17 protein-coding genes are annotated in these 18,449 nt (G+C 64.4%); 12 read left to right on the plus strand and 5 right to left on the minus strand.

Annotated features, from left to right (window positions below; genetic code table 11):
* Positions 1-5: 5 nt before the first annotated feature.
* From PV773_RS14330 to PV773_RS14345, 4 genes are all read right to left on the minus strand, one after another.
* Entirely contained in the window at positions 6-1,760 is a 1,755-nt protein-coding gene (locus PV773_RS14330) for an FAD-dependent monooxygenase (protein WP_347966989.1), read from the minus strand.
* Positions 1,761-1,886: 126 nt separating this feature from the next.
* Positions 1,887-2,057: a hypothetical protein gene (locus tag PV773_RS14335; protein ID WP_347967056.1), complete on the minus strand. Its 171-nt coding sequence runs from the start codon at positions 2,055-2,057 to the stop codon at positions 1,887-1,889.
* A gap of 42 nt (positions 2,058-2,099) precedes the next feature.
* Positions 2,100-3,167 (minus strand): maleylacetate reductase, encoded by a 1,068-nt coding sequence (locus PV773_RS14340; RefSeq protein ID WP_347966990.1) that lies wholly within the window; start codon positions 3,165-3,167, stop codon positions 2,100-2,102.
* A complete protein-coding gene (locus PV773_RS14345; RefSeq protein ID WP_347966991.1) occupies positions 3,164-4,030 on the minus strand; it encodes a dioxygenase in 867 nt (288 codons plus the stop codon). Before PV773_RS14345 ends, PV773_RS14340 begins: the two co-directional genes overlap by 4 nt.
* Positions 4,031-4,131: 101 nt before the next feature.
* Here PV773_RS14345 and PV773_RS14350 point away from each other — a divergent pair, with 101 nt between their 5' ends.
* The 8 genes from PV773_RS14350 to PV773_RS14385 all read left to right on the plus strand — a co-directional run bounded on the left by PV773_RS14350 (position 4,132) and on the right by PV773_RS14385 (position 12,553).
* Positions 4,132-5,082: a LysR family transcriptional regulator gene (locus PV773_RS14350; RefSeq protein ID WP_347966992.1), complete on the plus strand. Its 951-nt coding sequence runs from the start codon at positions 4,132-4,134 to the stop codon at positions 5,080-5,082.
* A gap of 218 nt (positions 5,083-5,300) precedes the next feature.
* Positions 5,301-6,125 (plus strand): aldolase, encoded by an 825-nt coding sequence (locus PV773_RS14355; protein ID WP_347966993.1) that lies wholly within the window; start codon positions 5,301-5,303, stop codon positions 6,123-6,125.
* Positions 6,126-6,135: 10 nt separating this feature from the next.
* Positions 6,136-7,293: a Gfo/Idh/MocA family oxidoreductase gene (locus PV773_RS14360; protein ID WP_347966994.1), complete on the plus strand. Its 1,158-nt coding sequence runs from the start codon at positions 6,136-6,138 to the stop codon at positions 7,291-7,293.
* The gene (locus tag PV773_RS14365; RefSeq protein ID WP_347966995.1) at positions 7,290-7,961 is read left to right on the plus strand and encodes a D-lyxose/D-mannose family sugar isomerase; all 672 of its coding nucleotides are present in this window, start codon (positions 7,290-7,292) and stop codon (positions 7,959-7,961) included. Before PV773_RS14360 ends, PV773_RS14365 begins: the two co-directional genes overlap by 4 nt.
* Positions 7,958-8,974, plus strand: coding sequence for a carbohydrate kinase family protein (locus tag PV773_RS14370; protein ID WP_347966996.1), 1,017 nt, complete (start codon positions 7,958-7,960; stop codon positions 8,972-8,974). Before PV773_RS14365 ends, PV773_RS14370 begins: the two co-directional genes overlap by 4 nt.
* A gap of 35 nt (positions 8,975-9,009) precedes the next feature.
* Complete coding sequence (locus PV773_RS14375) at positions 9,010-9,975, plus strand: substrate-binding domain-containing protein (protein WP_347966997.1); 966 nt, start codon at positions 9,010-9,012, stop codon at positions 9,973-9,975.
* A gap of 68 nt (positions 9,976-10,043) precedes the next feature.
* The gene (locus PV773_RS14380; protein ID WP_347966998.1) at positions 10,044-11,552 is read left to right on the plus strand and encodes a sugar ABC transporter ATP-binding protein; all 1,509 of its coding nucleotides are present in this window, start codon (positions 10,044-10,046) and stop codon (positions 11,550-11,552) included.
* Complete coding sequence (locus PV773_RS14385; RefSeq protein ID WP_347966999.1) at positions 11,549-12,553, plus strand: ABC transporter permease; 1,005 nt, start codon at positions 11,549-11,551, stop codon at positions 12,551-12,553. The genes PV773_RS14380 and PV773_RS14385 overlap by 4 nt, the downstream gene beginning before the upstream one ends.
* A 47-nt stretch (positions 12,554-12,600) precedes the next feature.
* On the opposite strand, the gene PV773_RS14390 is transcribed toward PV773_RS14385, so the two are convergent.
* Complete coding sequence (locus tag PV773_RS14390) at positions 12,601-13,632, minus strand: LacI family DNA-binding transcriptional regulator (protein WP_347967000.1); 1,032 nt, start codon at positions 13,630-13,632, stop codon at positions 12,601-12,603.
* Between the two features lie 299 nt (positions 13,633-13,931).
* Here PV773_RS14390 and PV773_RS14395 point away from each other — a divergent pair, with 299 nt between their 5' ends.
* From PV773_RS14395 to PV773_RS14410, 4 genes are all read left to right on the plus strand, one after another.
* On the plus strand, positions 13,932-14,918 hold the full coding sequence (locus PV773_RS14395) for a sugar-binding domain-containing protein (RefSeq protein ID WP_347967001.1): 987 nt from the start codon (positions 13,932-13,934) through the stop codon (positions 14,916-14,918).
* A gap of 133 nt (positions 14,919-15,051) precedes the next feature.
* Positions 15,052-16,410, plus strand: a complete 1,359-nt coding sequence (locus PV773_RS14400) for an ABC transporter substrate-binding protein (protein WP_347967002.1) — start codon at positions 15,052-15,054, stop codon at positions 16,408-16,410.
* A gap of 52 nt (positions 16,411-16,462) precedes the next feature.
* Complete coding sequence (locus PV773_RS14405) at positions 16,463-17,365, plus strand: branched-chain amino acid ABC transporter permease (protein ID WP_347967003.1); 903 nt, start codon at positions 16,463-16,465, stop codon at positions 17,363-17,365.
* Positions 17,362-18,444, plus strand: coding sequence for an ABC transporter permease (locus tag PV773_RS14410; protein WP_347967004.1), 1,083 nt, complete (start codon positions 17,362-17,364; stop codon positions 18,442-18,444). The genes PV773_RS14405 and PV773_RS14410 overlap by 4 nt, the downstream gene beginning before the upstream one ends.
* The last annotated feature ends 5 nt before the right edge of the window (positions 18,445-18,449 follow it).

An 18,449-nucleotide genomic window follows, 5' to 3' on the forward strand; every position in this document is an offset into this window, starting at 1 on the left:
ATCTGTCAGTTCGCCAAGATGGCCTTGAATACGAGGCGCAGTGTGCCTTCCGGGTCGTCCACCATCGCATCGCTGCGCCAGCACACATGCTGGTCGGGCCGCGTGAGCACGAGGCCGCTGTCTCCCGTCTCGCGCGCGCGGGCCCAGTCGCCGCTGAGGTCCTGCCACTCCTGTCGAGGGCCGATCACGTGCGCGTCGATGGTGATGTCGAGCACCTTGCCCAGCTTCTTCGCCGCCTCTACCCAGGGCCTGCCGCCGATCCCGGTAAAGACCGTGAAGCGGCTATGGCCGGCAAGGTCGAGCGTCGACATCTTGTCCCCGTTCCGGCCGTACAGCCAGGCATGCGGAAGCCGCGCTCCGGGCCAGGTCGTCTGCTGGAAATGCAGCTGCCTGTCCTTCTCGAATGCCGGTTCCTCCTGGCCGTCGGCGAAGATGGCGTCGGACCTGTAGCGATGGTTCATCTCGACGCCATGCGCGTCGAACTCATAGACCTTATGGGCGATCGTTTCCCGGATCCTGGCACGCTGCGCTTCTGCCGTGGGAGTGTCGCCGCAGCGGGCATCCATGTTCTGCTGCATCTTCACTGGATCGATGGAATCGAGCAGGCCGAGTGCCTTGAAGATCGGACCGAACTCTTCGATCGACTGGTTGGCGCGGGTGACGATCTGCCTGGCGACGGGCGCGCGCTCTATCGTGTAGCTGTCGAGCAGCTTGGGCCCGGCCTGACCCTTGACCACGTAGGCGAGCTTCCAGGCCAGGTTGAAGGCATCCTGGATCGACGTATTCGAGCCAAGGCCGTTGGACGGAGGATGGCGGTGGATCGCGTCGCCCATGCAGAAGACGCGGCCGTTCGATGTCTTCGTGGCATACATGTTGTTGACCGTCCAGGTCGACACGGATTGCAGCTCGATCTTGAGTTCGGGGTCGCCCACGAGATCGCGCGCGACCTTCGTGGCGAAGCCCTCGTCGACCTGGGGTGCCTGTTGGTTGATGTCGTATCCCCACACGATCAGCCACTCGTTCCAGGGCCGCACCATGCGTACCAGGCCCATGCCGATGCCGCCGACATCGGCGCCTGGCTGGACCACCCAGTAAAGCACCGAGGGGCGGTGGGCGACGTGGCGCGAAAGGTCCGCCTTGAACAATATGTTCATCGAGCCGCCGACGCCCATCCTGCCCTCGAAGGGCAGGCCGGCATGCTGCGCGACCAGCGAGTTGCTGCCGTCGGCGCCGATCAGGTATTTCGAGCGGATGCTGAGCTGCCTGCCGGTCAGCCGATCGAGCACGGTGGTCGTGACGCCGTCCTCGTCCTGCGTGTGGCCCACATATTCGGTCGACATGCGCGCCTGCGTGCCGCGCGAGCAGGCGGTCTTGAACAGCAGCGGCTCCATGTAGGTCTGCGGCAGGTCGTTCATCTTCGCCGGCGAGGAAAGCTGGTGCTCCGCGCGCGAAACCGGATGCGTGCCCCAGCTTTTCATGCGGCCGATCTCCTCGCCGGTGAGCGAGGTGCAGAACACGTTCTCGCCCATCAGGTCCTGGTGCGAGGCGAACATGTAGGCTTCGTCCTCGACGTCGCGGCCGAGGTCACGCAGCACCTCCATGGTGCGCTGGTTGGTGATGTGGGCGCGCGGCGTGTTGGCGAGCCAGCGATAGCGGTTGATGACGACGTTCCCTACTCCATAGGTCGAAAGCAGTGCCGCGGCGGCCGATCCGGCCGGTCCGGTGCCGATGATCAGTACGTCGGTGGTGATGTCGGCCATGTGGCCCTCCCTTTGGTCGATGTCAGTTTGCGATGGTTCCGCCGTGCAGGTTGCGCCGGACGGGCAAAAGCCGGACCCCGGTACGGTCGGCGAACAATCCCCACAGCCTACGTGGCGCGATCAGCATCACGGCGCGGCGTCGGGAGAGATGGGCGCCGTCTGCACATAGACAACTCCGCCGGCGAGCCCGGTGAGGAGCGCGGTACCGCCGCAATGCCGCGCCATGCCCTGCGCATACGCCGGGGCCGCGAGACGATGCGTGGCGGCCAGCAGCCCGCCGGCGGCGAAAGTCTTCAAAACGAGCGTCGTGTGATCATGTCTGCTCCTCCCAGAGCCAGATCAAAGCTGTGGTTCTTGTCCTTCCCATGCCTGCTGAAGCAGGGCGCGGATGCTGTAACGGTCGAAAGGACGCGGATTTGGGTAAGGCCGCGCGACAGCCATTTCGGCCGCCCGGTCGAGATCGGCCTCGGTCAGGCCGAGATCCCTCAGCTTCGTCGGCGCTCCGAGCGATGCGGAGAACCGATGCAGCGCCTTGCCGGGAGTGCCTCCCAGGGCATCGGAAACCGGCCGCAGCAAGTCGCCGGCTTCGACCGCGTTGTATCCGACCGTGTGCGGCAACAGGATCGCATGGGTTTCGGCATGCGGCGTGTCGAAGCTGCCTCCGAGCGTGTGGCAGAGCTTGTGGTGGAGGGCCATCGACGCACCACCCAGGGAGGCTCCGGCAAGCCATGCGCCGTAGAGTGCGCCTGCCCGGGCGTCGCGATCGGAAGGGTTCGCGACCAGGGCCGGCAGCGCCGTGGCAAAAGCCCGAACCGCCTCACCGGCCATCATGGAGAGGATCGGATTGCGGTCGGGGGCATAGAGCGCCTCGGCCGCGTGCGCGATGGCGTTGAGGCCGGATGTCACGGTCATGCCGACGGGAAGCGTCAGCGTGAGATCGACATCATAGATCACCGTTTCGGGCAGGATGGAGGGATCCCTGCGCGTGATCTTGTCGCCGTTCATGGTTTCACCCAGGATATCGGTCATTTCCGACCCGGCATAAGTGGTCGGAACGACCACCTGGTCTGCTCCGGTGCGGGTGGCGATGGCCTTGCCGAGGCCGGTCGTCGAACCGCCGCCGAGCGAGACGACGCAATCGGCCCCGTTTGCGCTGAAAGCCTCGACCGCCGCTTCCGTTACCTCGACAGGGGTATGCATGGTCGCACCGGCGAAGACACCGGCGCTCAGTTTGCCCAGGTTCGCCGACAGGGCGTCGGCCTCCCTTGCTTGCCGGAGTGTCGACAGCACCAGCGCCTTGTTCCGGCCGAGCCTGCCGATCTCTGCCGCGGCCTGGCCGATGGTTCCGCGGCCGAAGACGACGCGCGAGCCGATGCCCGGGAAGACGAATGGCTGGACGCTGGTCATACGACACCTCTTGCGTTGCGGGCGCGGGCCATGACGAAGGTGAAGTCCAGTGCCCATGGCACGTCTTTCGAGCCGGACGGCTTGAAGTCGCCGATCAGGTTCGGGCGAACCGAAAACAGCGGATCCTCGACGATCTCGGCTTCGGACCTCACGAAGATCTGCGTCGTGATCGTCTCGAAGCCGCCTGCATTGATGATGAAATGAATGTGGGCCGGCCGCTGCAACGGGCAGCCAAGGGCGTCGAGAAGCTGCCCGACGGGACCATCGTCAGGGACGGAGTAGCCGCCGGGCATCACGCTGCGATAGGAGAAGCGCCCTCGTGCGTCGGTGGAAAAGACCCCGCGCAGATTGAATTCGGGCTGATTGTCGGGCTCCTGGTTCTCATAGAGGCCCGAACCATTCGCCTGCCATGTCTCCACCGTGGCACCGGCGATCGGACAACCGTCGAGGTCGGTGACCCGGCCGCGCACTTCGAGTTTCACTCCGACACCGTCGAGGCAAATGTCTGCACCCACGGAACGCCGCGGTGCGTCGGAACGATAGAACGGCCCTCTCGGCGTGTTGGGGGTGGCGCCAGCTGGCCGCCGGCAATTGATATCCTCGACCAGGGCCGTGGCTCCGATCAGGTCGGCGAGCAGCACCCATTCCTGCCTGCGCTCGTCGGTCGCGTGGCCGATATCGGTGAGGTAGGCGACGGCTTCGCGCCACTCGGCCCGCGTTGGCTTCAGTTCGCGGATCACCTGGTGAATGTGCTCGACCACGGCGACGAGGCTGCTCGAAAGACGGCTTGCACCGGATCGCATGAGGCGCTGCGCGACGATCTCGCTGGATGTGTCGGCACCGAAAACGACGGTAGTAGGCATCTGCTCGATCCTTTCTGACAGGCTCGGTGCCTGAAAAGGAAACTAGCAACTCCGCTCATGACCGTTGATGATTTGTCGGCCGATTGTTATAGCAAATTGCTATGAAACTCGATGAACGCCATCTGATCCAGCTCGCAGCGGTGATCAACGCTGGAGGTGTCACCGAGGGCGCGGAAGCGCTCGGCATGACCCAGTCCGCGGTGTCCCGCACCCTGGCCGTGCTGGAGAGGCGCCTGGGGGAACCGCTGTTCGTCAAGGGACGCCGGCCGTTGCGCCCGACGCCGCTCGGGCGGGCACTCGGCGAGCATGGTCAGGCGATGCTCTTGCAGTCGCGCAAGGCGTCGGAACTTGTCGACAGCTTCCGGCACGGCCACTCGGGCGCGGTGCGCGTCGGCGGCACCCAATTCTTCATGGACGCCCTGATCTCAGGCATGATCGCGAAGTTCCACAATGTGCGGCCGGAAGTGCGGGTGGAGCAGAGCTATGGCTACCTGCCCGAACTGCAAGCCGCCATCCGTGCTGACAGGATCGATCTGGCCATCTGTCCGGTGGACGTGCTTGAAGAAGGGTCGGGGTTCGAGTTCGAACGCATACTTCCCGGACACAACATGGTGGCGTGCCGCGTCACGCACCCGCTGCTGATGAAGCGCCGGCTGAAGGGACCCGAAATCCTGGACTATCCATGGATCGCGCCCCCGCCTGGAAGTCCACTGCTTGCGGACATGCGCGCGATGCTTGTCGGGCTGGGCGCCACCGAGGTCCGCATCCCCTATGTCGGCGGGTCGCTGGCCAGCGCAATGAACTACATGAAGCATAGCGATGCCTTGACGGTGCTGCCACACAGCGTCGTCTTCGCCTACCGGAAGGAGCGTGAAATCACCGCGCTGCCTCTGCGGATACATCATCCCGAGCGCACGCTTGGCATATTGACGCTCGCCGGCAGTCCGCAGTCACCTGCCGTTGCCGCGTTCTCAAGGCACATCGCAGCCAGCTTCGAGAAGCTGGCCGGCCTCATCAAGCGACACGAGCAGACGGTCATCTGGACCGGCTAGGGCCGCCCGCCCGCCATCGACGGAGTCTGGTCGGAACGGGCGGCTGCGTCATGTTTCCAGCATGGCAGGATCGATCGCCCCTTGCATCGCGCCCGGACCTCTTCGGGACTCTCCTGCATCTTATCATCCCTGACGCTGCCGGTGCCCGATCCAGTCCCTTGACAGGGACGGCACGGTCGTGGTTTCAATGTGGAAACGTTTCCACATTTGAGGACTTCATGAAAACCGCGCGCATGAACCGGCTATTTGGTGTGTCGGGCAATTGCTTCGACGTGGCCATCGACCATGGCATGTTCAACGAGAAGACCTTCCTCGGCGGTATCGAGGACATGCACCGCGCAATCAGGATTGTGGCGGACGCTAGGCCGGATGCGATCCAGCTGCCGCCCGGGACGGCGCCGATCCTGCAGGCGATCAAGGGCAAGGACCGCCCCGCGCTGGTGCTCCGCACCGATATCGCCAACGTCTATGGCACTCCGCTGCCGAGGACGCTGTTCTCCGAGGTTGTCGATCGCCCGGTCGAGCAGGGGGTGGTGCTGGATGCGGCCTGTGTTGTCGTCAACCTGCTGCAGCTGCCCGACCAGCCGGAGATCCATCACGCCTGTGTTCGCAACGTGAACGCGCTGAAGCGCGAATGCGAGATCATGGGCATGCCGCTGATGGTCGAACCGCTGGTGATGCAGGACAATTCCAAGGGCGGCTACATGGTCAACGGCGATATCGGCCAGATCCTGCCCCTGGTCCGCCAGGCGGTCGAGCTCGGCGCCGACATCATCAAGGCCGACCCCTGCGACGACGTGCAGGAATACCACCGCGTGATCGAGGTCGCGCAGGGCATTCCGGTCCTTGTGCGCGGCGGCGGCAAGGTCTCCGACCGCGAGATCCTCGTCCGCACGGCGGAACTGATGAAGCAGGGCGCGCGCGGCATCGTCTATGGCCGCAACGTGATCCACAACGCCAATCCGACAGCGATCACCCGCGCGTTGATGGCGGTGGTGCACGAAGGCGCCGCAGCCGACGCGGCGACGAAATATCTGGGCTGAGGAGGCGGCCATGGGAGGAAAGGTCATACGCTTCGGCATCATCGGCTGCGGCCTGATGGGGCGCGAATTGGCGAGTGCTGCGGCGCGCTGGCTGCATTTGACAGGCGCCAAGGCCCGTCCCGAGATCGTGGCGGTCTGCGACACCAACCCGGTGCTGATGGATTGGTTCGCCACTCATTTGCCCGGCGTCAGGCAGACGACCACCGACTATCGCGAATTGCTGGCGAACCCGGAAGTCGACGCCGTCTATTGCGCCGTGCCGCATCTGCTGCATGCCGAAATGTACCCCGAGATCCTGAAGGCCGGGAAGCATCTGTTCGGCGAAAAGCCCTTCGGCATGGATGCCGCACAGAACCGCATCATCGACGCGGCGGTGAAGGCGCATCAAGACGTGCTGGTGCGCTGCTCGTCGGAGATGCCCTTCTTCCCCGGCGCGCAGAAGGTGATCGACTTCGTTCGCAAGGGGCACGTCGGCGAAATCCTGGAAGTCGAATCCTGCTTCCTGCATTCGTCCGACATCAACCCCGACAAGCCGATCAATTGGAAGCGAGTGGTCGGCGTGAACGGCGAATATGGTTGCATGGGCGACCTGGGAATGCATGTGCTGCATGTTCCCCTGCGGCTCGGCTGGAAGCCTGAGGCAGTCAGCGCGACCCTTGTAAAGCGCGTCACCACTCGTCCTGACGGCAAGGGCAACCAGGTCCCCTGCATGACCTGGGACAACGCGACGGTCACCGGCACGGTCAAGGCCGAGGGCGGCGATTTTCCGCTGGTGTTGAAAACCTGGCGAATCGCGCCCGGCGAAAGCAACACCTGGTCCATCCGGGTGCTGGGCATGAAAGGCTCGGCCTTCTTCACCACCAAGTCGCCACGCCAGTGGCAGTTCATGCACTACGAGGCCGGCGGACCGCAGTGCTGGCAGGTCGAGGATCTCGGCTATCAATCGCTCTTCCCCACGATTACCGGCGGCATCTTCGAATTCGGCTTCACCGACGCGATCCAACAGATGTGGGCGGCGTTCGTCGACGAGCTTTCGGGCGGCGACGCCAACGGCTTCCAGTGTGCGACACCGCAGGAGGCAGCCGATCACCACGCCGTGCTGACCGCAGCTCTCGAGGCCGGGAAGACCGGCCGCGTGGTGCCCGTCGCCTATGGACGCGCGGCATGAAGCGGTCTGCAATCAATGCGGCGCTGCGCCGGGCCGAAGCGATGCTTGCGGATCACTGCTGGCTCCTGCCCGATTGGGCCGGCTGGTCGCCTGCGGACCATGCGTCGGATCCTGGCCTGTCAGCCTTCCTTCGCCAGCGTCAGCTCGGGTGGGACGTGACGGATTTCGGTCTCGGCGATTTCGCCCACCGCGGCCTGGTCCTCTTCTGCGTCAGGAATGGCGCGCAGGGTAATCCGGCAACGCTTCCCTATGCCGAAAAACTTCTGTTCGTAGCGGAAGGGCAGGTGACGCCCTTCCACGCCCACAAGGTCAAGGTCGAGGACATCATCGTGCGCGGCGGCGGCCATCTGTGCGTTGCCTTCACGCGGCACGGTTCGTTCGCCGAAGCGCCGGTGCTGGTGGACGGCCGCGTCGTGACCGATCCTTATGACACGCCGATCCGGCTGCGTCCGGGGCAGAGCATCACGATCCCGCGCGGCATGCAGCACAGCTTCTGGGGCGAAGCCGGGGCGGGCGACGTGTTCGCGGCCGAGGTCAGCCAATGCAACGACGACCTGGCGGACAATTTCTTCCTCGAACCTCTGGGCCGCTTCGCCGAGATCGAAGAGGACGAGCCGCCGCATCACCTGCTTTGGAACGAGAGTTCGCCCGGAGGCGCAACACCATGACGGGTATGATGCCCAAGGGCGATGGCGTCGTTTGCGCCGGAAACTGGATCGTAGATATCGTCCACACACTGGACCGCTGGCCGGCGAAAAGCGACCTCGTGCATATCCTGTCGGAAGCCGAGGGCGTCGGTGGCGGGGCGGCCAATGTGGCCATCGACCTTGCCGCGTTCGACACCGGCCTGCCTTTGTTCGCGGTCGGCCTTACCGGCACCGACCGTCATGCCGAAACGGTGCGTCTGGCCTGCCGGGCGGCGGGGCTGGACAGCCGCCACCTCGGCGCCACCGCCGCTGCGGCCACCGCGCATACGCATGTGATGAACCTGCCCGGCGACAGCCGCACCTTCCTCTACCATGCGGGGGCCAATGACCTGTTCGATGCAGCGCAGCTGTCGATCGGGGCCTTGGCCGAAATGGACGCGCGCATCTTCTATCTGGGCTATCTCAATTTGTTGAACGGGCTCGATGCGATCGGCCCCGACGGCAGCACCGGTGCGGCCGCACTGTTGCGACGGGCGCGGTTGGCCGGGATGCAGACCTGCGTCGACCTCGTCTCCACGGACGGGCCGCGCTTCCGCACCACGGTCGAAGCGACACTCGCCGAAATCGACCATCTTTTCCTGAACGAAATCGAGGCCGCTCGTGCCACGGGGCTCGCCATTTCGGGCCCGCAGGATGCCAAGGGCATGGAGGCGGCTGGCAGGCAGCTGCTGGCGGCTGGGGTGCGGCAGACCGTGATCCTGCATTCACGGGACCTGGCGATCTGGTTGCCGAAACTTGGATCGGCGGTCCGTCTTGCCTCCATACCCATGCCTGCCTCGGAGATCGTAAGCCCGGTCGGTGCAGGCGACGCGTTCTGCGCCGGGGTGATCTTCGGCATCCATGAGCACTGGCCGCCCAATTACGCGCTGCTGCTCGGCCATCGCGCCGCGGCCGCGGCGCTGCGCTCGCCGACTGCGACGGGAAGCATCCCGCCGCTTGTGGCCCTCATGCCCGAGGCGTTCGCAACCAGTTGAATCCACGAAATGGTTTGTCAAAAAGGGAGGAAACCGTGACGACAACCACCAAGCGTAGCTTGTTGAAAGCCACCATCGCAGCGTTGGCAATTGGCCTGGCCCTGCCGGCGCTGGCCCAGGAAAAGCCCGTCATCGCCAGCATCGTGTTCCAGGGCGATTCCTTCATGAAATCGCTGCAGCAGGGCGTCAAGGAAGGTGCCACTGCCGGCGGCGCCGAGGTGCTGGAAATCAACATCGACGGCGACCAGGCCAAGGAAACCGAGGCGATCGATACCTATATTGCCCGCAAGGTCGATGCGATCGTGATCGCCCCGCTGTCGGCAACCAATTCGGCCGCTGCTCTGAAGCGTGCCAAGGATGCGGGCATCACCGTCATTGCGCTGAACGGCGGGCTTGAGGATGCCTCGATCGCGGCGGCCACGTTCTCGACTTCAAATACCGACCTCGGCAAGACCTCGGGCGAGGCGGCTGCCAAGTTCATCACCGAAAAGCTGGGCGGCAAGGCGAAGGTCGGCATCCTCGCCTTCTCGTCGCTCCTGCCGGAACAAAGCGGCGAGCGCACCGGAGGGTTCAAGGGCGCGGCCGCGCAGGGCAATCAGATAGACATTGAGGCCGCACAGGATGCCTGGCTGCCTGAAAAGGCCGTGACCGTCGCAACCGACATCATGACCGCCAATCCCGAGATCAACGTGATCTTCGCGGCCAATGAGGGCGGCACCATCGGCGCCATGCAGGCGGTGCGCAATGCGGGCAAGGCCGGGCAAGTCTTCGTCTTCGGCATCGACGGGTCGGAACAGCTTGCCAAGGGGCTGATGGCCGGGGACGACGTGCTGCAGGCCGTCACCGCCCAGTCGCCGCGCGAAATGGGCAAGATGGGCGCAGAAGCTGCGCTCAAGGTGCTGAAGGGCGAAGCGGTCGAAGCGAAGACGGTCGTGCCGACTTTGCCGCTGAACCGCAATGACCCGGCCGGGATCGAAGCGTTCCTCGCATCGCTCAAATAGGGCGAATGCCGGTGCCGCCCGGCCTTCGGGCGGTGCCGCTTTTCACTGCAGCAGGCAGGGCGTCAGCAATGGATCTGCACCTCGAGGGACTCACGCGCCATTATGGCGCCGTGCGCGCCCTGCACAATTTCACCCATAGCTTCGCGAGCGGCCAGGTCCATGCCCTGATCGGCAAGAACGGCTCGGGCAAGAGCACCTTCATCAAGATGATGGCGGGGGCCACCTCGCCAACCTCGGGACGCATCCGCCTGGGGGCGCGTGCCGTTCAGTTCCGCACTCCACAGGACGCGCTGGCCGAAGGCGTGGTGACCGTCTACCAGGAACTCAGCCTCGTGCCTGGCCTTTCGGTGGCCGAGAACATCTTCCTTGGCCGGCTGCCACGCCGGGGCAAGTGGATCGACTGGGCCAGATTGCACGATCTTGCCGGGGCACTTCTGGAAGAAATGGGCGCGACCGACATCGATCCGCGCCAGTCGGTCGAAAGCCTGTCTGTAGGGCGGCAACAGCTGGTCGAGATCGTCAGGGCCTCGAGCCTGTCGCCCAAGGTACTGCTGCTGGATGAGCCGACCTCCGCCCTTGCCGCCGCCGAGGTGGAACGGCTCTTTGCGTTGATCCGCCGGCTAAAGGCCAAGGGCGCGACGATCATGTACATCTCGCATCGCCTGGCCGAGCTGCCGCGGATCGCCGACACCGTGACGACGCTGCGCGATGGCATCTTTGCAGGATCGTTGCCGATGGCCGAGGCCGGCCCGCGCGAGATCCTTGGCATGATGTTCGGCAACCTCGTGCCGCTGGACCGCCCCGCCAGCAGGCCGGTTGGCAAGTTGTTGCTGGAAGTCCAGGGCCTGCGCATCGAGCCGTGGCTGAGAGACGTGAGCTTCAGGCTGCGCAAGGGGGAGGTGCTGGGGATAGCCGGCATGCTGGGCTCGGGCCGGACGGAGCTTCTGCACGGCATCTTCGGCGCACGACCCATAGACGCCGGGCGTGTCCTGCTGGACGGGCGCGACATCACCAGCTACGGCCTCCCCGGCCGCAAGGCGGAGGGGCTGGCCTATGCCTCCGAGGACCGCAAGCATGCCGGGCTGGTGCTGGATCACTCGATCCACGCCAACCTCGTCACGGCCCCCCTGCGCAAGATCGCCAAATGGGGGCTGACCTGGCTCGGGCTGGAGCGGCCCCATGCCGAGCGCCAGGTGGCAGGGCTGCAGATCAAGGTTTCGGACCTGATGCTGCCGGTCAACTCCCTCTCGGGCGGCAACCAGCAGAAGGTCGTCGTTGGCAACTGGCTGAACAGCGGCCCGCGCGTCCTGCTCCTGGACGAGCCGGGACGCGGCGTCGACGTCCAGGCCAAGCGTCAGATTTACCAGATCATCTGGGACCAGGCCGCCCGGGGGCTGTCCTCGATCGTCGTCTCGACCGAACTCGAGGACCTGGCCGAATGCTGCGACCGCGTCCTGGTGCTGCGCGACGGGCGCATCGCGGCCGAGTTTTCAGACAAGGGGCTCGATCCCAAGGCCCTCTACGCCGCTACCATGATGACCACTCCCGACGCTTCCGCCGAAAGGTCCGCCCCATGACCGCAATTCCCGATGCCTCCGCCGTCGAAGGCCCGCGCCGCCTATCCGGGCTGTTGCGGCGCCAATCCATGCTGCTGATCCTGATCGCCTTCTACATCCTGGTGGCGCTGACGGGGCGCGGCTTCCTGACCCCTGACAACCAGCTCAACATCCTACGCACCGTGGCCGTGCCCGGGATGATCGCCTTCGGCATGACGCTGGTCATCATCGTCGGCGAGATCGACCTGTCGGTCGGTTCGATGGTGGCCGTCTCGGCCTGCATCACCGCTTGGATGGTGCAGCTTCTATCGCGTGGCGCGATGGAGCCCTCGGCGCTTGCCGTGCTAGGGGCCATGCTGATCGCTCTGGCTTTTGCTGCGCTGGTGGGTTTCTTCAACGGCCTCATGCGGCAGAAGATCGGCGTGCCGACCTTCATCTCGTCGCTGGCCATGATGGCGACGCTGGCGGGCGTGGCGAATCTCATCACCGGAGGATCGCCGATCGAGAGCTTTCCTTCGTGGTACTACATCATCGGCAGCGGCCGCTTCCTGCATATTCCGGTACCGGTGTTTCTCCTGGCGGCGGCCTTTGCCTTCACCTTCCTTCTGACGAACTACACGGCGCTTGGCCGCGAGATTTACGCTGTCGGCGGCAATATCGAGGCGGCACGATTGTCGGGCATCAATGTCTGGCGCACCAAGACGATCTGCCTGGTCATCACCAGTGTCTTCGCGGCGATCGGCGGGGTCGTTTATTCCTCGTTGATCAATTCCGGCAATTCGACCATCGCGCGGGGACTGGAGCTCGAGGTGATCTCGGCCTGCATCATCGGCGGCGTCAGCCTGTTCGGCGGCAAGGGCTCGATCTGGGGGGCCTTTATCGGGGTGCTGTTCCTGGGCGTGCTGTTGAACGCCATGACGCTGTGGGGCTTCAACCCATATGCGCAGCAGGTCGTGAAGGGGGCGCTGATCCTTGGCGCCGTCTTCGTCAATTTCGCCATCGACGGGCGATCCCCCCGCTGACGGCTGGGGCAGGGCGCCCCGGCAAGCGGCAGGCAACAGCGGCGTGGCTACCGGCCCGGCGTGGAACTGCCGGAACGCCGAACGACCGCTCCCGTGGTTCCGCGCAGCACCATGCGCAGGCCCAGCGCGCCCGGCAGCGGCGCCGGTGGCGCTTCGCCGGCGATCAGGGCCAGCAATTCGTTGACCGCCTGCCGCCCGATGGCTCTCACAGGCTGCGCCACGGTGGTCAACTGCGGCACGACATAGCGCGCGGCCGGCAGGTCGTCGAAGCCGGTGACCGAGACGTCCTCGGGCACCCGCAGCCCGCGCTGCCTGGCGGCATGGATCGCGCCGATCGCGGCTATGTCGGTCATGCCGAGGATCGCGGTTGGACGATGGCCCTGATCGAACAACGACAGCATCAGGTCGCGGCAGGCCTCGAAGCTATGGGTCTCGCCGATGCCGATACAGAGCGGCGCAATCCCGGCGGTCGCCAATGCTTCCCTCGCGCCTTCCAGGCGTTCCTGGATTGGCCAGCTATGCCCTGGCGCGCCGAGAATGGCGATCTCGCGGTGGTCGAGCGCCAGAAGATGCTCGGCTGCCATCCGCATCCCCTGCCGGTGATCGGCCTTGACCGCATGCGGCGTGACATCCGGCAATTGCCGGTCGATGGCGACGATCGGGATGCCTGCATCCTGCAGTCTCTGGAAGGCGTGCGAATCCTCGGTGACGCTGACGACCAGGACGCCATCCACTTTCTGCGACAGGAGCGCGGCGACATAACGCGCTTCGCTTTCGGGGTTTTCCGCGGTCGAGCAGATCATCGCGGTATAGCCCCGGGCGAACAGCTCCTGTTCGATTTCGTGGGCGAGGATGCCGAAGAAATGCACGTCCAGCGCCGGGAGCATAAGTGCCACCATACGGCTTTCCTGCATGCGTATCAGCCTGGCACCCGCGTTCGGCTGGAAGCCCGTCTCCTGGATCGCGGCCTCGACCTTCTTCCGCACGCCGGCAGAGACATAACCGGAATTGTTGATGACGCGGGAAACCGTCGCGATGGACGTTCCGGAAAGCCTCGCAACGTCGCGTATGCCAGCCATTCTATGGATTGCCTTCGGAAATGGGTGCCTGCAGCGGCCTATCCTTTCAGCAGGCCTGCTGCAGCCTATCTCGAAGTCGGGCCGGATCGAAGCTGCGGCTGCCGTTTCCCGCAGGATTTTGACGGTGCGCAGTGGGCCGGGTGCGAACAACCTCTGCAGCGACCGACGGCGGCAAGCGCTGCCGACCGCCCAAACCCTGCTTCGATTTCCGAATTTCTCCTGTCGCTGTCGGTCGCGCTTGACATGAACCGCATAACGATTCTATCCATATGCGCAATAGACGCGCATATGAGCAAACCATGGCAACCTCATCCCTCCTGCTGGCCAAGATCTGTCAAGCCTACTATCGCGAGCGCCTGACAATGGCGGAGGTGGGGACGCGTTTCGGGCTTTCCCGTCACAAGATCGGCCGGATGCTGCAGGAGGCCGAGGAACTGGGCGTCGTGCGCATCGATGTTCGTGCCCCGGTCAGTCAGGCCAGCGACCTGGAGCGGGCCATCGAGGTCGGTCTCGGCGTCAAGACCTGTGTCGTTGCCAGGGTCGAGCCGAATCTTGCCGCCGACGAGGTGAAGCGGCGTACCTGCGCCCTTGGCGCCGAGTTCCTCGGCGAGATCTTGCCAGAGAACGGCGCCATTGGAATTGGCTGGGGCAGCACGACCTTCGAATTGGTGACGCAGCTCAAGACGCTCGATTTTCCCGGATCCCAGGTGATTCAGATCACGGGCGGAAACAAGCGCGTCGAGCACCTGTTCGATTGTCAGGAAGTGACGCGGCGACTGGCCGAGAAGCTCGGCACGGCACCGCATCTCCTTCATGCGCCTGGCATCGTGGATCGCAAGGAGACCCGTGACCTGCTTCTGGGCGAAAGCTCGATCGCCGATGTCTTCAAGCTTTTCTCGATCCTCGACATGGCGATCGTCGGTATCGGCTCGCTGGTGCCGTCGGAGGCATCCATGCTGCTTGCCAGCGGCTACTTCGAGCTGCCGGAGCGGGCGGCGCTGAAGCGCGCGGGAGCCGTCGGGGACGTCTTCTCCTACTTCGTCGATGCGGCCGGTGACGTCGTCCGGACGGAGATCTACGACCGGATGATCACCATCGGCCTCAGCGACCTGATGCAGGTGCCCGCGCGCGTCGGGATCGCGACCGGCGCGGTGAAGGCCAAGGCCGTGGTCGCGGCCGCCAAGGGCGGCTTTGTCAATACATTGATCCTGGACTCGGTCCTGGCCGGCGCCGTGCTTGCCGAAATTGGCTCGCCCGCACCGTCGGAGGTGCACGAACCCGCATGATCGGAGCCGGATTACGCGAGCTTGTTGAGGCGCATTTGTAGAGTAGATGCGCATTTGGAGGAGGAGTAGCATGTCGGAACAGGAAGCAGGGAGTGACAAGGAGTCGGCCATCCGCAATCTGGAGGCCGACGCAATGCCAAGAACCACACGCAGGCAATTTCTTGCCGGATCCGCGGCCGGCATCGCCGCCGTCGGGACACTCGGCTTTCCTGCGATAAAGGTGAGGGCCGCTGAGAATGGCCCCGTCAAGTTCGGTCTGCTCGAGGACCAGTCGGGCAATTTCGCGCTTTTCGGCCTGCCCAAGCTGCATGCCACGCAACTGGCGATCAAGGAGATCAACGACGGCTTCACGCTGCTCAGTGGCCCGACCGGCCCAGGCGGTACCGGCAAGGACGGCGCCTACAGCGAGTTGGCCGACACGCTGGTCGAATCCGGCGACAAGGGCATCAACGGGCGGCAGCTGGAGCTCATTTCGCCCGATCCGCAGTCAGAGCCGCGCATGTACCAGCAGCTCACCAAGCGGCTGGGCCTCGAGGACGAGGTCGATGTCATCATGGGCGCCTTCGCCAGCGCCAACCGCGAAGCGATGCGGCCGGTGATCGACCAGATGAAGAAGATGTACTGGTACAACAACCAGTACGAGGGCGGCGTGGCCGACAAGTACACGTTCTGCACGGGTGCCGTTGCCGAGCAGCAGATCATCCCGGCGATGCAGTACTGCATCAGCAAGTTCGGCAAGCGCATCTACATTCCGGCAGCCGACTACAATTTCGGGCAGCTCAGCGCCATGTGGACGCGCGCCATGGCCCCGCTGCTCGGCGGCGAGGTGGTCGGGCAGGAGTTCATTCCGCTCAGCGTCACCGACTTCACCTCGACGATCGCCCGCATCGAACAGGCCAAGGCCGACTGGCTGATGATGTACATCACCGGTCAGAACCACGCCAATTTCTACCCGCAAGCCAATGCCGCGGGCCTCAAGCGGCCAATGGGATCAAGCATCAACCTTGCCCAGGGCTACGAGCACAAGCGATTTGCCGCGCCAGCCCTTGCGGGGATGAACGTGGCGGTCAGCTACATGGAAGAGATCCCGACGCCGCGCAACCAGGCGTTCGTCAAGCGCTTCCGCGCCATGTTCCCGGACGAGCCCTACATCCAGCAGGAGGCGCACAGCGCCTATGTCGCGACGCACCTCTATGCGGTCGCCTGCCGGCTCGCCAAGACGACGGAGCAAGGGGCGGTGATGGAGGTGCTGGAAAGCGGCATCGGCATCGAGGCGCCCGCGGGATGGATGTTCATGGATCCCGCGACGCATCACATGAGCCAGCACATCCGCATGGCTTCGTGCGACGAGAACCACAACATCACCTTCGTGCAGGAATGGCCGTCCATCGAGCCGTGGTGGACCCGCAGGCTCGGCGTGAATCTGGTGAAGAACCCGGAATTCAAGCAGTACACGCCTGCCGACGATCCGGCCTTCAAGCAATTCATCTGATTGCAAAGTCACCCGCGACGGTCGCCTGGCGACCGTCGCCTATGGGGCAACCATGACCAGTGATCTGTTCAATCTCGGCTATCAGTTCCTGGTGAACATCTCTTTTTTGATGTTCGCCGCGATGGGCCTCATCATCGTGTTGGGCATGCTCAACATCATCAATCTCGCGCATGGCGAGTTCATCATGATGGGCGCGTATACGGCAACGATTGCCGTCCACAACGGCGTGCCGTTCGTCCTGGCGGTGATGCTCGCCACGTTCGCGGTCGGCATCTTCGGTGCCGTCATCGAGCGGCTGGTGATCCGCCGCTTCTACGGAAACAAGCTCAACGCGCTGGTGGCGACATTCGGGCTCAGCCTGATCATCAGCCAGGGCACGCTGCTGCTGTTTGGCCCGTTCCTGCAGGGCATAAAGATGCCGCTGGGCGGTTTCAAGGTCGGCGATTATTCCTACGCGTCCTATCTCCTGGTGATCGCCGGCCTCGCCTTCGTGGTGCTGGGCGCGCTCTGGTTTCTGTTCTACCGCACGCGCCTCGGTGTCGACATGCGTGCAACTATGCAGAACCCGGACATGGCACGTGCCCTCGGCGTCAACACCAGCCGGATCTACATGTTCAGCTTCGCCCTCGGCGCGGCACTGGCAGGCCTGACCGGGGCGCTCTACGCTCCGACCACGACCATCGTTCCCTTGTTCGGATCCTCTTTCATAGCGCCTGCGTTCATTACGGTCGTGATCGGCGGCGGCGCCAATCCGCTCATTGGTGCCCTGGCGAGTTCGTCGCTGCTGGCGCTGGTCCAGACACCGCTGTCGTCGGAATTCAGTGCCTTCGCCGGCCGCATTGGCTTGATGTTCGCCGCGTTGCTGATGATGCGTTTCCTGCCCGACGGTCTGTCCCACTACATTCAGGCGGCCTTTCTGAACCGGCGCAGGGCACGCGCGGAGAAAATCCGATGAGCAGCTACCATTCCCTTGCCGCGTCCGGCACCTCGGCTTCGCTGCGCAGTTTTCTGGAGAGGGCAGGTCTCGACGGTCAACTGACCGTCTTCGGCGGCCGCTGGTACTGGTCGTTGTTCATCCTCGTCTTTGGCGCCGCGGCGACGTTCCCCATCTATGGCTCCGTCTTTACGGCGCTCAACTTCACCAGCTTCCTCATCAACGTTCCACTGGCGCTCGGACTGGCACTTCTGTGGGGCTATTGCGGGGTGCTCAGCTTTGGACAGGTCGCCTTCTTCGGCATCGGCGGCTATGCCTATGGCGTTCTCGCCATCAACTGGGGCCTGGGTGCTGCGACGGTGGGCGCGGCGGTCTGCGCTCTCGGCCTGACGGCGCTGGCGGCTGCCGCGTTCGGCTATTTCCTGTTCTATGGCCGCGTCAGCGCCTGGATCATCCCCGTGCTGACGCTCGTCCTCACGCTCATGCTGGAGACTTTTCTCGGCCAGACCGCCGGGTTGGAATGGCGCATCGGCGATGCCCAGCTCGGCGGCTTCAACGGCATGACCAATATTCCCTCGATCACGGTCGGCCCATTCAGCTTCGACGGCTTCAGCCTGCCGTTGTTCTATCTAGTGCTTGCGTTGGTTGCCTTGACCCTGGCGGGGCTGCGGATGCTCGCCAACAGCCATTTCGGACATATCTCGATGGCCATACAGGAAGACCAGGAGCGGGCCGAGCTGCTGGGTTACGACATTCGCCGCTATCAGCTCGCGATCTTCGTCATCGCCGGCTTGCTGGCCGGGCTCAGCGGCATCCTCTACGCCAGCTGGGGCAATTTCATCCAGCCGACATCGGTCGGCCTGCTCGCTTCCACCTTCCCGGTACTGTGGGTCGCCGTCAGCGGCCGTCGCAGCCTGACATCGGTGGCGATCGGTACCGTCGCGCTGTCGGCGCTGTCCGACACGCTCGCGGTGTACAGCGGCGAACTCGCATTTGTCGCGATGGGCGCGATCCTGCTGTTTGGAATGATGGCGGCGCCCAACGGCATGGTCATTACGCTGCTCCGGGGCATTGCCCGTCTCTCCCGCGCGAGGAAATGATGTCT

Source organism: Mesorhizobium sp. CC13 (assembly GCF_039907765.1).
In the GTDB taxonomy this organism is placed as follows: domain Bacteria; phylum Pseudomonadota; class Alphaproteobacteria; order Rhizobiales; family Rhizobiaceae; genus Aminobacter.